General features: G+C 67.7%; 12 protein-coding genes and 1 pseudogene. 3 read left to right on the top strand and 10 right to left on the bottom strand.

Annotated features, from left to right (window positions below):
* The 3 genes and pseudogenes from QE449_RS08240 to QE449_RS08235 all read right to left on the bottom strand — a co-directional run bounded on the left by QE449_RS08240 (position 1) and on the right by QE449_RS08235 (position 1,589).
* Positions 1 to 1,022: pseudogene (locus QE449_RS08240) on the bottom strand (sulfate ABC transporter substrate-binding protein).
* A 120-nt stretch (positions 1,023 to 1,142) separates the two neighbouring features.
* Entirely contained in the window at positions 1,143 to 1,232 is a 90-nt protein-coding gene (locus tag QE449_RS21435) for an Ms4533A family Cys-rich leader peptide (protein WP_321163718.1), read from the bottom strand.
* Between the two features lie 117 nt (positions 1,233 to 1,349).
* Positions 1,350 to 1,589 (bottom strand): hypothetical protein, encoded by a 240-nt coding sequence (locus tag QE449_RS08235; RefSeq protein WP_037185709.1) that lies wholly within the window; start codon positions 1,587 to 1,589, stop codon positions 1,350 to 1,352.
* 67 nt (positions 1,590 to 1,656) lie between these two features.
* Between QE449_RS08235 and QE449_RS08230 the strand changes: the two genes are divergently transcribed.
* On the top strand, positions 1,657 to 3,705 hold the full coding sequence (locus QE449_RS08230) for a glycoside hydrolase family 15 protein (RefSeq protein WP_222630386.1): 2,049 nt from the start codon (positions 1,657 to 1,659) through the stop codon (positions 3,703 to 3,705).
* A gap of 3 nt (positions 3,706 to 3,708) precedes the next feature.
* Here QE449_RS08230 and QE449_RS08225 read toward each other — a convergent pair whose 3' ends face one another.
* The 3 genes from QE449_RS08225 to QE449_RS08215 all read right to left on the bottom strand — a co-directional run bounded on the left by QE449_RS08225 (position 3,709) and on the right by QE449_RS08215 (position 7,447).
* Positions 3,709 to 4,401 carry a TetR/AcrR family transcriptional regulator gene (locus QE449_RS08225; protein WP_051613349.1) on the bottom strand — a complete coding sequence of 231 codons (693 nt, stop codon included), beginning with the start codon at positions 4,399 to 4,401 and terminating at the stop codon, positions 3,709 to 3,711.
* Between the two features lie 28 nt (positions 4,402 to 4,429).
* Entirely contained in the window at positions 4,430 to 6,316 is a 1,887-nt protein-coding gene (gene lepA, locus QE449_RS08220) for a translation elongation factor 4 (protein WP_269320095.1), read from the bottom strand.
* A 102-nt stretch (positions 6,317 to 6,418) separates the two neighbouring features.
* Entirely contained in the window at positions 6,419 to 7,447 is a 1,029-nt protein-coding gene (locus QE449_RS08215) for an iron-siderophore ABC transporter substrate-binding protein (RefSeq protein WP_200933839.1), read from the bottom strand.
* A gap of 106 nt (positions 7,448 to 7,553) precedes the next feature.
* Between QE449_RS08215 and QE449_RS08210 the strand changes: the two genes are divergently transcribed.
* Positions 7,554 to 8,135 carry a type II toxin-antitoxin system PemK/MazF family toxin gene (locus QE449_RS08210; protein ID WP_222631571.1) on the top strand — a complete coding sequence of 194 codons (582 nt, stop codon included), beginning with the start codon at positions 7,554 to 7,556 and terminating at the stop codon, positions 8,133 to 8,135.
* A gap of 7 nt (positions 8,136 to 8,142) precedes the next feature.
* Here QE449_RS08210 and QE449_RS08205 read toward each other — a convergent pair whose 3' ends face one another.
* The gene (locus QE449_RS08205) at positions 8,143 to 8,562 is read right to left on the bottom strand and encodes a hypothetical protein (protein ID WP_051613347.1); all 420 of its coding nucleotides are present in this window, start codon (positions 8,560 to 8,562) and stop codon (positions 8,143 to 8,145) included.
* Positions 8,563 to 8,754: 192 nt separating this feature from the next.
* Here QE449_RS08205 and QE449_RS08200 point away from each other — a divergent pair, with 192 nt between their 5' ends.
* Positions 8,755 to 10,188: an ATP-binding protein gene (locus QE449_RS08200; RefSeq protein WP_307108608.1), complete on the top strand. Its 1,434-nt coding sequence runs from the start codon at positions 8,755 to 8,757 to the stop codon at positions 10,186 to 10,188.
* Here the strand turns inward: QE449_RS08200 and QE449_RS08195 are convergent.
* The 3 genes from QE449_RS08195 to QE449_RS08185 are packed head-to-tail and all read right to left on the bottom strand — an operon-like array spanning position 10,172 to position 13,646.
* Positions 10,172 to 11,002 (bottom strand): transglutaminase family protein, encoded by an 831-nt coding sequence (locus QE449_RS08195; RefSeq protein ID WP_222630380.1) that lies wholly within the window; start codon positions 11,000 to 11,002, stop codon positions 10,172 to 10,174. The genes QE449_RS08200 and QE449_RS08195 overlap by 17 nt on opposite strands.
* 8 nt (positions 11,003 to 11,010) lie before the next feature.
* Complete coding sequence (locus QE449_RS08190; RefSeq protein WP_027505702.1) at positions 11,011 to 11,982, bottom strand: alpha-E domain-containing protein; 972 nt, start codon at positions 11,980 to 11,982, stop codon at positions 11,011 to 11,013.
* Positions 11,982 to 13,646, bottom strand: a complete 1,665-nt coding sequence (locus QE449_RS08185; protein WP_197027785.1) for a circularly permuted type 2 ATP-grasp protein — start codon at positions 13,644 to 13,646, stop codon at positions 11,982 to 11,984. Before QE449_RS08185 ends, QE449_RS08190 begins: the two co-directional genes overlap by 1 nt.
* Positions 13,647 to 13,698: the final 52 nt, after the last annotated feature.

Raw genomic sequence — 13,698 nt, 5'->3', positions numbered from 1 at the left:
TCAGCTCGATGCCTTGTAGATCGCGTTGATGGCACCGTTCTCGCCGAACAGGTCACTGTCCACCGCAGCCCAGCCACCGAGGTCGTCGATGGTGTACAGCTTCTGCGGCGTCGGGAACTTGTCGGTGTAGTCGGCGGCGACTGCGGGGTCGACGGGACAGGAAACCGCTGTCGGCCCAGATCTTCTGGCCCTCCGCGGTGTAGAGGTAGTCGTTCAAGGCGTTGGCCTGCTCGAGATTCGCACTGGAGTTGACGACCGCGACGGGGTTGTCGATGCGGAAGGTCTGGTCCGGAACGATGTGCTCCACCGGCTGACCCTGCCCCTCGAGCAACAGCGCCTCGTTCTCGTAGCTGAGCAGGACGTCGCCCTGGCCCTGGAGGAACGCCTCGGACGCGGAGCGGCCGGAGTCGGGCTGCACCGGGAAGTGCTTCACCAGTTCGGTGACGTAGTCCAGGCCGGCCTGGCGATCCTGGCCGCCGTTGCTCACGGAGGCGTAGGGCGCCAACAAGTTCCACTTCGCCGAGCCGGAGCTGAGCGGGCTGGGGCTGATGACCTGCACGTCGGGGCGGATCAGGTCCTCCCACGTGCGAATGTTCTTCGGGTTGCCCGGTCGCGTCACGATGGACACCACGGAGCCGAACGGCACGCCACCGTAGGCGGTTCTGGTTCCAGGCCTCGTCGACCTTGCCGGCCTTCACCAGTCGGGTGACGTCGGGCTCGACCGAGAAGTTGACGATGTCGGCCGGTGCGCCGTCGGCGACCTTGCGCGACTGGTTGCCCGAGGCGCCGTAGTCGGCGTTGATGGTGACGTTGTCACCGTTCTCGGTGGAGGCGAACGCGGCGCCGATGGCATCCCACCCGTTCTTGGGCACGGCGTACCCGACGAGGGTGAGCGACGGACCGGACGTGGACGCGGCGGTCTCCCCGACGGTGTCGGAGGACCCGGTGGAGCACGCGGTCAGGGTGAGGGCGGCCGCGACGGCGGCGGCGGACAGCAGGCGGACACGACGTGATGGGAACACGGTGGACCTCTCGAGGAGTGCGGCACACGCGATCGCGCGGCGGCACGGACATGAACAGCGGTGATGGACGGAACTGACGAGCGGAGCGCGCCGGAATCGGTGAGGGCGCGCCGTGTGAGGTCAGCGACAGTCGACGTCAGCGACCGCGAGCATGCCGACAGCGATCAGCGCCAGTTCATGGCGGATCGGGTGCGGGGCTGCGTCGGACACAGCCGAGAATTTAGCAGAAAGTCGGAGAGAGCCTGCTACCGAGTCAGCAGCCACGCGACGATCACCAGCACGATCAGCGCGATGAGGGCCAGGGTCACACGGGAGCGGGGCACGGTGTCACTTCTCTCGGGGGTCGGAGTTGCCGGTGGTCACGGCTGCGGGATCCCGGTCGGCGGGCGTCCGGCGGAAGTAGCGCCGCCTGGCATCGAAGAGCGCAGACAACACGATGTCGACGACGTACGCGGTGAGTGCCGCTGCCGGCACGACCACCAGCAGGACAACGGCGACCTGGGGCACGAACGGCAACCCGGCGATCCAGAGTTCGACTCCGTCCCACCACGTGGCCACTGCGTTCACACCTCACGACAGTAGTCCCTCGCTCTCCGCGGTGGACTGGGGCGCCGGACGGCTTCATGATGGGCGGATGAGCCCGTTCGACGAACAGTCCGTGGTCCCCCGCGTCGCCAGCGCGGGGGAAGCCGTCTTCGGCCCCGGCGCGGCCGAGCCGGCCGAGGAGGGCGGCGCGCTCGACACCGTTCCCGGCACGGCCCAGACCTGGCTGCCGCATCGCACGACGTTTCCGCCGATCGACGACTACGCCTTCCTGTCGGACTGCGAGACCACGTGTCTGATCGCTCGCAACGGTGCGGTGGAGTGGATGTGCATTCCGCGACCGGACTCCCCCAGCATCTTCGGAGCGGTGCTCGATCGCGGTGCCGGGCAGTTCCGCATCGGCCCCTACGGTCAGAACGTGCCCGCGGCGCGGCGCTATCTCCCGGGCGGTCTGATCGTCGAGACCACGTGGCAGACCGAGACCGGATGGTTGGTGGTCCGCGACGCTCTGGTGATGGGCAAGTGGCACAACACGGACGAGCGCTCCCGCACGCACCGCCGGGCCCCGTCCGACTGGGACGCCGAGCACTGCCTCATCCGCAGCGTGAAGTGCGTCAGTGGAACGGTCGAGCTCGAGATGAGTTGTGAGCCCGCGTTCGACTACCACCGCAAGCCTGCCGTGTGGGAGTACACCGGCAACGTCTACGAGGAGGCGACGGCCACCGCCACGGCGGGCGACGGCACCGAACCCACTCTCAAGTTGACCACCAATCTGCGCATCGGCCTCGAGGGGCGAGAGGCCCGCGCCCGGACTCGGATGACGGAGGGCGACAACGTCTTCGTCGCGCTGTCGTGGTCGACGCTCGATCCTCCCCGCACCTTCGAGGAGTCAGCCGAGAAGATGTGGCAGACGGCGGAGTGCTGGCGCCAGTGGATCACCATCGGCCGCTTTCCCGACCATCCGTGGCGCGGGTTCCTGCAGCGCAGCGCGCTCACCCTCAAGGGTCTCACGTACGCACCGACCGGCGCGCTGCTCGCCGCGAGCACCACGTCGTTGCCGGAGACGCCGGGCGGAGAGCGGAACTGGGACTACCGGTACGCCTGGGTACGCGACTCCACCTTCGCCCTGTGGGGTCTGTACACGCTCGGCCTCGATCGCGAGGCCAACGACTTCTTCGCCTTCATCTCCGACGTGACGTCGGGCCCGGACGGCGAACCCGTTCCGCTGCAGGTGATGTACGGCATCGGCGGCGAACGCACGCTCGAGGAGGAGGAGCTCGGACACCTTTCCGGGTACGACGGAGCCGTCCCTGTGCGCATCGGTAACGGTGCCTACAACCAGGTGCAGCACGACATCTGGGGCACGATGCTCGATTCCGTCTACCTGCACGTGCGCTCGCGGGAGAATGTTCCGGAGTCGCTGTGGCCCTTGCTCAAGCGTCAGGTGGAGGAAGCGATCGAGCACTGGCGCGAGCCCGACCGGGGCATCTGGGAGGTACGTGGGGAACCGCAGCACTTCACGTCGTCCAAGGTGATGTGCTGGGTGGCGCTCGACCGCGGAGCGAAACTTGCTGTGCTGCACGGCGAGAAGGCGTACGCCGAGGAATGGTCGAGCATCGCCGACGAGATCAAGGCCGACGTTCTCGAGCACGGCGTCGACTCGCGCGGAGTCTTCACCCAGCGATACGGCGACGACTCACTCGACGCCTCGTTGCTGCTGGTGCCGCTCCTGCGGTTCCTGCCGTCGGACGACGAGCGCGTCCGGGCGACGGTGCTCGCCATCGCCGACGAGCTCACCGAGGACGGCCTGGTACTGCGCTACCGCGTCGACACCACGGACGACGGGCTCTCCGGCGAGGAGGGCACCTTCACCATCTGCTCGTTCTGGTTGGTGTCCGCACTGGTCGAGATCGGCGAACTGCACCGCGCGAAGCGACTGTGTGAACGGCTGCTCGGGTTCGCGAGCCCGCTGAAGCTCTACGCGGAGGAGATCGACGCGAAGACGGGTCGGCACCTGGGCAACTTCCCGCAGGCGTTCACCCACCTCGCGCTGATCAACGCCGTGGTGCACGTCATCCGGGCGGAGGAGGCAGCGCAGGCCGGGCAGTTCCAGCCCGCCCACGGCCATGCGCACTCGTGACGGTCAGTCGAGTCGGAGGGCGTTGACCCACAGGCGCGTCGCCGCGTGCACCAGCTGATCCGACGACCACGTCGGCGGCTCGCCGAGGGACGGCTCCACCACGAAATGGGTGAACGCCAGCCGGGAGATCATGCCCGACAACGCGAGTGATGCGACGACGGGATCCACGCCGCTGTCCGCCAGGCCTCGTCGCTGGAGACCCGCGATGCTGCGCGCGTTGCGACGGACGAACGCGTCGGCACGGTTGCGTCGGAGCCGCCGGAACCGGATGTCGATGGCCGCCACCTGTTCGAGCAGTTCCATCAGCTTCGCGTTGCGTTCGTACGCCTCGAAGTACGCGCGCGTGCTCGCCTCGATGACGGCGACCGGATCACCGTCGTCCGGCACGTGTTCGGTACCGGGATGCATCATGTCGTCCTGCGACACCTCGAGCACCGCCGCGAAGATCTCTTCCTTGCTCGCGAAGTAGGTGTAGAACGTGCCCGACGAGCAGCGAGCCTCGGCGGTGATGTCCACCAGACGGGCGTCGAGGTACCCGGCACGCTCGAACACCACCCGCGCCGCCGCGACGAGCGCAGCGCGCGTGCGCACTCCGCGCGGCGTCGCCGGCGGAGTACGGAGCAGGTCCGCGTCGGCCAGCGACGGCGGATCGTCGTCGGCGGCGGACCCGGTGCCGGCCGGCGGGGTCCTGGTCATGGGTGTCCCCGCGGGAGCGACCGCGGACCTACTTCTTCTTGTCCGCGGACGCGTCGGTGGACAGGGCGGCGACGAACGCCTCCTGTGGCACGTCGACACGACCGATGGTCTTCATCCGCTTCTTGCCGGCCTTCTGCTTCTCGAGCAGTTTGCGCTTACGGCTGATGTCACCGCCGTAGCACTTCGCCAGGACGTCCTTGCGGATCGCACGGATGTTCTCGCGCGCGATGATCTTCGACCCGATCGCCGCCTGGATCGGGATCTCGTACTGCTGGCGCGGGATCAGGTCCTTGAGTCGGGTGGTCATCTTGTTGCCGTAGGCACCGGCCGCGTCGGCGTGCACGATGGCCGAGAACGCGTCGACGGCTTCGCCCTGCAGCAGGATGTCCACCTTCACCAGGTTGGCCGACTCCTCGCCGATCTCCTCGTAGTCGAGGCTCGCGTAGCCGCGGGTGCGTGACTTGAGGATGTCGAAGAAGTCGAAGATGATCTCGGCCATCGGGATGGTGTAGCGCAGCTCGACGCGGGTCTCCGACAGGTAGTCCATGCCGCCGAGCTCACCGCGGCGGCTCTGGCACAGCTCCATGATGGACCCGATGAACTCGCTCGGCGAGATGATGGTGCACTTGACCATCGGCTCGAACACCGCGCGCGCCTTGCCTTCCGGCCAGTACGACGGGTTGGTGACGATGTGCTCGGCGCCGTCGTTCATCTCCACCCGGTACACGACGTTGGGCGAGGTCGAGATCAGGTCGAGCCCGAACTCGCGCTCGAGGCGCTCGCGGGTGATCTCCATGTGCAGCAGACCGAGGAATCCGCAGCGGAACCCGAACCCGAGAGCGACGGACGTCTCCGGTTCGTAGGTGAGGGCGGCGTCGTTGAGCTGCAACTTCTCGAGGGCGTCGCGCAGATCGGGGTAATCGGACCCGTCCACCGGGTAGAGACCCGAGTAGACCATCGGCCGTGGCTCGCGGTATCCGGTGAGCGCTTCGGTCGCGCCGTTGCGGGCGCTGGTGACGGTGTCTCCCACCTTCGACTGACGCACGTCCTTGACGCCGGTGATGAGATAGCCCACCTCACCGACGCCGAGGCCCTTCGTCGCCTTGGGGTCCGGCGAGACGATGCCCACCTCGACGAGCTCGTGCGTCGAACCGGTCGACATCATGGTGACCTTCTCGCGCGGCAGGATCTTGCCGTCCACCACACGCACGTACGTCACCACGCCGCGGTACGCGTCGTAGACGGAGTCGAAGATCATGGCCCGTGCGGGGCCGTCGGCGTCGCCGACGGGCGCGGGGACCAGACGGACCACCTCGTCGAGCAATGCCTCGACGCCCATGCCGGTCTTGCCCGAGACGCGCAGCACGTCGTCCGCCTCGCAGCCGACGATGTGGGCGATCTCCGCGGCGTAGCGGTCGGGGTCCGCCGCGGGCAGGTCGATCTTGTTCAGCACCGGAATGATCGTCAGATCCTTCTCGAGTGCCAGGTAGAGGTTCGCGAGCGTCTGCGCCTCGATGCCCTGTGCAGCGTCGACGAGGAGCACGGCACCCTCGCACGCCTCGAGTGCACGCGACACCTCGTAGGTGAAGTCGACGTGCCCGGGGGTGTCGATCAGGTGCAGGACGTGCTCGGTGTCCCCCACCTTCCACGGCAGGCGGACGTTCTGCGCCTTGATGGTGATGCCGCGCTCACGCTCGATGTCCATGCGATCGAGGTACTGCGCGCGCATCGACCGGTCGTCGATGACACCGGTGAGCTGCAGCATGCGGTCGGCCAGCGTCGACTTGCCATGGTCGATGTGGGCGATGATGCAGAAGTTACGGATCCTGGTGGGATCCGTGAACGTCGTGTCCGCAAAATTGGTGATGGGGTACTCCTGACGAGACGGCCGTGGTGACGTACAGAATATCTGCACGTCACCGAGGCCGGGGTCCCGGGCAGGCCGGAGGCCGGTCGTGCAGGTGGGGCGGGCAGGCCGGAGGCCGGTCGTGCAGGTGGGGCGGGCAGGCCGGAGGGGTCAGGCGGGGGCCGTGGTGGTGGCCGCTCCGGCACCCGCGAGGGTGCTCTCGAATGCCGGTACGAGCGAGTCGAGCAGGTACGGCAGGCTCAGCGGCGAGGTGAAGTAGATGGCGCCGGCCGTGATCGCGTCGGTGAAGACGAGCCTGTTCTCCCGCACCTCCTGCAACGACGAGTAGACCGGGTCGGCCTCGAGGGTCGCGCGGTCCTCCGGGGACTCGGTGGCCCAGAGCAGCACGTCGGCGGTGTCGAGCACGGAGAGGTTCTCCAACGGGATGTACGCCTGGGCGTCCTCCTCCTGGACGAAGGCGTCGAGCTCGGACGGGATCTCGAACCCGAGCGAGGTGAGGAAGTCCGTGCTCAGACCGTCCTGATAGGCGATGGCGTTGCCGTCGTAGATCGCGTTCTGCAGGAGGACGGCCTTCTTCCCCGCGAACTCGGGGTGGGCCTCGGCAGCCTCTCGGTACCGGGTGCGGACGTTCTCGACGAGCGCCTCCGCCTCGTCGGGCTTGCCGAGCGCGGCTCCGATGGTGCGGGTCTGTTGATCCCACGGCTCGAAGTAGGGGGAATCGACGTCGCTGTGGGCGATGGTCGGGGCGATGGCGCTCAACCGGGTGTAGTCGTCCTGCGTCATGCCGGCGTTGGTGCCGATGATGAGGTCGGGTTCGAGGGCGGTGACCTTCTCGAACTGGATGCCGTCGTCCTGGGTGAGCACCTCGGGCCGGGCGTCACCCAGCAGATCGTGAGCCCAGGGCCACGTCGCGTCCGGCTGCTCTCCGTACCACTCCGTGACACCGACGGGAACGACGCCGAGAGCCAGCAGGGTGTCCTGCTCGGTCAGTCCGACCGAGACCACACGCTGCGGATCGGCCGGCACGACGGTCTCGCCGTAGGCGTGAGTCACGGTCACCGACCCCTCGGTCGATCCGCTCTCGGTGTCGGACGAGCACGCCGACACCAGCGCCAGGACACTCAGTCCGACGGCCACCACCGTGCGGCGACCCACACGTCCGACACTTCCACGCCTCACGACAACCCTCTTTCACATCGGGAATCTCCCGAAAACGGACTTAGGGTAGCCGAACCTCACTCAAAGGTGGTGAGCTACGTCCTCGGGTCTCGGTAGCCTGGTCGGCATGGCAACTCTGGCGTCGATCGGCAAGAAACTGGGACGACTCGCAGTAGCGGAAGGCCCGCGCCTGTTCCGGCAGCTGCAGCGGTCCGGCGCCCTCGACAAGGTGACGCAGTCGTTGGGTTCACGCATCGGCGCGTCCGGTGCCGGTGGCACGTCACCCACCGGAGCACCGTCGGGACGGCCCGTGACGTCGACCTCGGTTCCCACCGCCATGCGCGCACGGCGCATCGAGTACTCCCCCGCGCTGGACGGCGCCGCGGACCCGGGCGAGGTCGTGTGGACGTGGGTGGCCTACGAGGAGGATCCGTCGCAGGGCAAGGATCGACCGGTGCTCGTGGTCGGCCGCGACGGTTCCACTCTGCTCGGCCTCATGCTCTCGAGTCAGAGCAAGCACGACGGCGACCGCGACTGGCTCGGCCTCGGCGGCGGGCCGTGGGACGCGCAGGGACGCCCGAGTTGGGTCCGTCTCGACCGCGTGCTCGACGTTCCCGAGGGCGGGATCCGACGAGAGGGAGCCGTCCTCCCCCGTGATCGTTTCGACCTGGTGGCACAGCGCCTGCGCTCCGACTTCTCCTGGCACTGAACTCGGATCACAGTCGATCGACGGCGTTCTTGGCCTCGAGCAGCGACAACCCGGTCCGCTCGCGGAGCAACTTGATCGCGACGATCGCCTGTCCCTCGTTCTTCAGTGCCGTGAGGCGTGGAACGAGGTCGTCCCACTGCGCCGGGCCCGGCGTGAGGGACTCACCGCGTTCGAGGGACTCGACCGCCACCTTCGCGTCGCGCAGTCCGGCGCCAGTTCGCTCCCGATAGACCTTGATCGCCTGAATCTTCTTGTCGGCGGCCAGCAGTCGATGAATCTCGGCGCGAGCACCGTCGTCCAGGCCGACCGTTCCGACCTCGCCGGAGGTCGTGGGCCTGCCGGATGCGGCGCGTCCGAGAAGTCGGAACGCGAGAACGGCGGCGACGAGAACGATCAGGGCGACGAGGAACCATCCGGTGGCCGACATGGTCTCCAGTGAATCACCTCCGCCCGGACGCCGCGAGGGTCGTCAGCTCCGGCCGGCTCTGGCGCACATCCATGCCGCGGTGCTACCGTGTCCGTGCGGATGTGATTCTCCGCCCCCCTCTTCCCCTTCCTCACGGGCGCCACATCCCGCGTCACATTCCTTCGAACCATCCGCACTGGTAGTGCGTTCACTGTGACCCTCACGCATTCCCCGGACTCCCTCGACATCGTCAGCGGAGCCCTGTCCCATCTCTCCCATCGCGCCCGGACACTCGACACCGGTCCGCTCGAAGAGCCTGCGCTGCACATCTTCTCGCACCTGGCGGCGCCTCCGGATGCGGTGATCTCGCATCGCCGCTCACTCCCCGCCTATCAGGCCGCGACCCTCGTCCTCGCCGTCGAGGCCTATGCCGATGACCGCCCGGAGGAGTCGACTTCATCTGCGGCACAACGGTGGTCGTCGGTTCGTGGCCACGAGCGGTACCACGACGATCTCGTCGCCATGCTGAGTTCCTGCCGTCGCGGTGGCAGTTGTCGCGGCGCACCGGTCGAGTACCGGTCGGTGGACGTCGGTCCCGCGTCGACGATGTCCGTCCCGGTGTTCGGGTTGCTCGACACCCACTCTCCCGGCGGTATTCCCGTGGCGGTCGCGCTCCACATTCCCGACCCGGCCCACCAGGCCCCACTCCAGATCGAGGTGCTGTCCGGCGATCGAGACGCCGGTGCGAGCACGCTGGACGCCCTCCTCTCGCTCATGACCGACCACGACGTCATGCGCGGGCAGGTCCTGACCCTGGGAGGGAGCGGTGGACGCGGCAACGGCCTCGTGAGGTTCATGGCGAGGCCCACCGTCGCGGGCGAGGACTTGATCCTTCCCGACGGCACCCTCGAGGCGATGACTCGCCATCTCGTCACCGTCGGGTCCTCCGCGGCGCGGCTCCGCGAGGCCGGCCAGCATGTGGGCCGCGGACTACTGCTGTACGGACCGCCCGGAACCGGCAAGACCCACACCGTCCGTCACCTGCTGGGACTGGTGCCGATGAGCACGGTGATCGTACTTACCGGGTCCGCGATGCGGCACATCGCCGAGGCCACCACCCTTGCACGCCGCCTGAGCCCGTCGGTCGTGGTGGTCGAGGACGTCGATCTCATCGCCCGGGAGCGCGAGGAAACGGGTGTGAACTCGCTCCTGTTCGCCTTGCTCGACGCGATGGACGGCATGGACGGCGACGCGGACGTCACGTTCGTCCTGACCACCAACAGACCGGACTCCATCGAGCGAGCGGTCCGGGACAGGCCCGGCCGTATCGACCTCGCGGTCGAGATCCCGTTGCCCGACACCCGCGGTCGCGAACGGTTGGCACGGCTCTACCTGTCGGCCGTGGACGTGGCAGCCGATCTCACACCGCTGGTGGAGGCGACCGAGGGTGGAACCGCCTCGTACGTCCGAGAACTCGTGCGCCGCACCGTGGTGGCCGCGATCGAACGCGACGACCATGGCGCCGACGGGCACCCGACGGTGATCACCGACGACGACGTCGCCGCGGTGCTCACCGCCTGCGTGGACGAGCGTCAGAGACTGACGCGCTCGCTGTTGGGCGAATCTGGCGTCAGGCCAGCCGGGTGATCTCCACGACGACGTCGAGTTCCGTGGACCCGCCACCGGAGAAGATTCCCTTCAGGGGTGGCACGTCGGCGTAGTCGCGTCCGATTCCCACCGAGACATGCTGTTCGTTCACCGGCACACCGTTGGTCGGGTCGTAGCCCCACCACGATCCGGTCCACGCCTCGATCCACGCGTGTGACTGACCCTCGACCGAATCACCGACCACCGCTTCGGCATTCGGGTGCAGGTAGCCCGAGACGTAGCGGGCAGGAATGCCGATACTGCGGAGCAACACCAGCGTGAGGTGTGCGTAGTCCTGGCAGACGCCCTTCTTCTCGGCCCACGCCTCCACCGCGGACGTGTGCACCCCGGTGGTGCCGGGAACGTAGGACATCTCCTGGTTCACCCAGTCGCAGACGGCCACCACGGCGTCGTACGGCCCCAGATCCTTCGCCAACTTCTTCGCGACGGACGTCAGCTGACGGTTCCGAGGGACGTAGGTGCTGTGGCCGAGCAGCTCGTTGAACCTGTCCACCACGGGGTCTGCGGCCAGGTCCTCCCAGTCGAGGGTCTCCTCCGGCGGGACGAACGCGTCCGTCTCGACGACGGAGGACCCGGCCACCTCGAGGGACGTGTGTGGAGCGTGCAGATCGAACGCCGTGACCGCGGTGCCCCAGTAGTCGGTGTACCGGTACGACCTCGTCGCCGGATCGGTCTCGACGCGGTTCAGAATGACGTTCTGCCGGGTGTCGCTCCGCGGCGTCAGTCGCGCCTCGTTGTACGAGGACGTGACCGGTGCGTCGTAGTTGTACCCCGTGGTGTGCACGACGCGCATCCGCCAGCTCACAGTTCACCCTCCAATTGTGCTTCGTCCGTTCGGCTTCCGGCGTCCGTCCAGGCGACCCAGGGCGCTGCGTGGAAGTACTGCTTGGAGATCGCCTCACCCACCTCGCGGCAGGTCTCCTGCAACGACATCAGACGGTCCTGCAGGTCCTCCAGCAGAACACCCGGCTGCAGGAACTCGAGTTCACTGCGAGCGCGGCCGAGAAGTCGCTGCGCCTCGGCACGGGATCCGACGCGCATGTCGGGGTGATGGTCGAGGCTGTCGAGCGAGTGTTCGGCCTCGCTCAGTGCGTAGAACACCGAGCGCGGGAACAGCCGGTCGAGGAGCATGAACTCCAGGACGCGTTGAGCGTCGAGAGCGCCACGGTAGGTACGCAGATACGTGTCGTGTGCACCGGCCGACCGCAGCACCGTGACCCACGCCGGCGACGACGGTCGGTCGCCGGCACGGGCGAGCAGCAGGCGGACGGTCATGTCGATGCGTTCCACGGAGCGACCGAGCAGCAGGAACCGGTAGCCGTCGTCGCGGCTGAGCGTCGAGTCGGCGAGGCCGGCGAACATCGCTGCGCGCTCCTCGATGAACCCCAGGAACTCGTGGGGGCCCAGACGCTTCGACGCTCGGATGCGTTCACCCAGTGCGTTGTACGTCGTGTTGAGACATTCCCACATCTCGCTCGAGGTGACCTCGCGTGCGCCGCGAGCGTTCTCGCGGGCGCTGGACAACGAGTCGACGATGGAGCCGTTGCCCTCGCGGGAGAAAGCGACGAGTTCCGTCAGCGACCACACGTCCAGGCGCTCGTCGGGAAGCTCGAATCCCAACACTCGCAGCAAGACTCGGGAGGTGTGGTCGGGATCGACGGTCGCGTCCTCGAGCAGCTGGTGCACCGTGACGTCGAGGATGCGCGCGGTGTCGTCGGCGCGTTCGACGTAGCGGCCGATCCAGTACAGCGATTCGGCGTTACGAGCCAACATCAGCGGGCACCGTCCTTCGGGGAGTGGGTCAGCTGTTGCTGCTGCTGTTGAATCTGCTGGCTGTTGAGCTCGGGGCCCTGCTCCGCGGTGGGTGACGACGGGGGTTCGGACACGATCTCCGCCCCGCCGAGCTCACGCTCGTCCTCCTTGGTGGCGCGGCCGGCCAGCACCCACGTGTCCTTGCTGCCGCCGCCCTGGCTCGAGTTGACCACCAGGGACCCTTCGGGCAGCGCCACTCGGGTCAGTCCGCCGGGCAGCACCCACACGTCGTCACCGTCGTTCACGGCGAACGGCCGCAGGTCGACGTGCCGCGGCGCGAGCTGGTCACCGATCTTGGTGGGCACCGTCGACAGCTGCACCACGGGCTGCGCGATCCACCCGCGCGGATCAGCCCTGATCTTCTTGCTGATCGTGGCCAGTTCCTTGGGCGACGCGTCCGGACCGAACACGATGCCGTATCCGCCGGAGCCCTCGACGGGCTTGATCACCAGTTCGTCGACACGGTCGAGCACCTCCTCGCACTCGTCCGGCAGCCAGCACCGATACGTGTCGACATTGGCCAGGAGCGGCTTCTCGCCGAGGTAGTACTCGATGATGGTCGGCACGTACGTGTAGGTGAGCTTGTCGTCGCCGACACCGTTGCCGATGGCGCTGGAGATGACGACGTTGCCGGCACGTGCGGCGTTGACCAGTCCGGCCACACCGAGAACGGAGTCGGGTCGGAACTGCATGGGGTCGAGGTAGTCGTCGTCGATGCGGCGGTAGATCACGTCGACCTGGCGCTCGCCCTCGGTGGTGCGCATGTAGACGACGTTGTCGCGGCAGAAGAGGTCGCGGCCCTCGACCAGCTCGACGCCCATCAGCCGGGCGAGGAGGGAGTGCTCGAAGTACGCAGAGTTCGCGACGCCGGGTGTGAGGACGACGACGGTGGGGTCCGCCTCGTTGATCGCGGCAGCGGCACGCAGGGCGCGCAGCAGGTGCGTGGCGTAGTCACCGACCGCACGCACCCGGTGGCTGGCGAACAGGTCGGGGAACACGCGCGCCATGGTGCGGCGGTTCTCCATCACGTACGAGACCCCCGACGGCGAGCGCAGGTTGTCCTCGAGGACACGGAACGTGCCCTCGGCGTCCCGGATCAGGTCGATACCGGCGACGTGGATGCGCACACCATTGGGCGGCACGATGCCGAACGCCTCGCGGTGGAAGTGTTCGCACGACGTCACCAGAGATTTCGGGACCACGCCGTCACGCAGGATCTCCTGCTCCCCGTAGATGTCCGCCAGGAAGAACTCGAGTGCCTTGACCCGCTGCTTGATCCCGCGCTCGAGCTTGTTCCACTCGGACGCCGCGATGACCCGGGGCACCTGGTCGAGAGGGAACGGACGCTCCTGCCCCTCGAGCGCGAACGTGATGCCCTGATCGACGAAGGCGCGGCCGAGGGCGTCCGAGCGGGCGTCCAGTTCCGCGGCGTCCGACGGCGCGAGCGCCTTGTGGATTCCCTTGTACGGTCCACGCAGCCCGCCGTCGCCGTCGAACATCTCGTCGAACGCCAGTCCGTACTTCCCGATGTCCCGGTAACCGTCGAAGACGCTCGGCCCGGACGAGGACTGCGACTGCGAACGGCTCTTCTTCGCCTGTGGTGCAGCGCTTGATCGGGGACTCATGGTCGCCATGCTGCCTCACAGGTACCACTGGAGCACGGTGGACACGTTAATT

The sequence above is a fragment of the Rhodococcus sp. SORGH_AS_0303 genome (genome assembly GCF_030819335.1).
Classification (GTDB): Bacteria; Actinomycetota; Actinomycetes; order Mycobacteriales; family Mycobacteriaceae; genus Rhodococcoides.
Note: the sequence above shows the minus strand (reverse complement) of the source record. Positions and strands in the feature narration are given on the sequence as shown.

Coding starts and splice junctions, on each gene's coding strand:
- QE449_RS08230 (WP_222630386.1), top strand. CDS start 1,657: ATGAGCCCGTTCGACGAACAGTCCGTGGTCCCCCGCGTCGCCAGCGCG.
- QE449_RS08225 (WP_051613349.1), bottom strand. CDS start 4,401: ATGACCAGGACCCCGCCGGCCGGCACCGGGTCCGCCGCCGACGACGAT.
- QE449_RS08210 (WP_222631571.1), top strand. CDS start 7,554: ATGGCAACTCTGGCGTCGATCGGCAAGAAACTGGGACGACTCGCAGTA.
- QE449_RS08205 (WP_051613347.1), bottom strand. CDS start 8,562: ATGTCGGCCACCGGATGGTTCCTCGTCGCCCTGATCGTTCTCGTCGCC.
- QE449_RS08195 (WP_222630380.1), bottom strand. CDS start 11,002: ATGCGCGTCGTGCACACCACGGGGTACAACTACGACGCACCGGTCACG.
- QE449_RS08190 (WP_027505702.1), bottom strand. CDS start 11,982: ATGTTGGCTCGTAACGCCGAATCGCTGTACTGGATCGGCCGCTACGTC.
- QE449_RS08185 (WP_197027785.1), bottom strand. CDS start 13,646: ATGAGTCCCCGATCAAGCGCTGCACCACAGGCGAAGAAGAGCCGTTCG.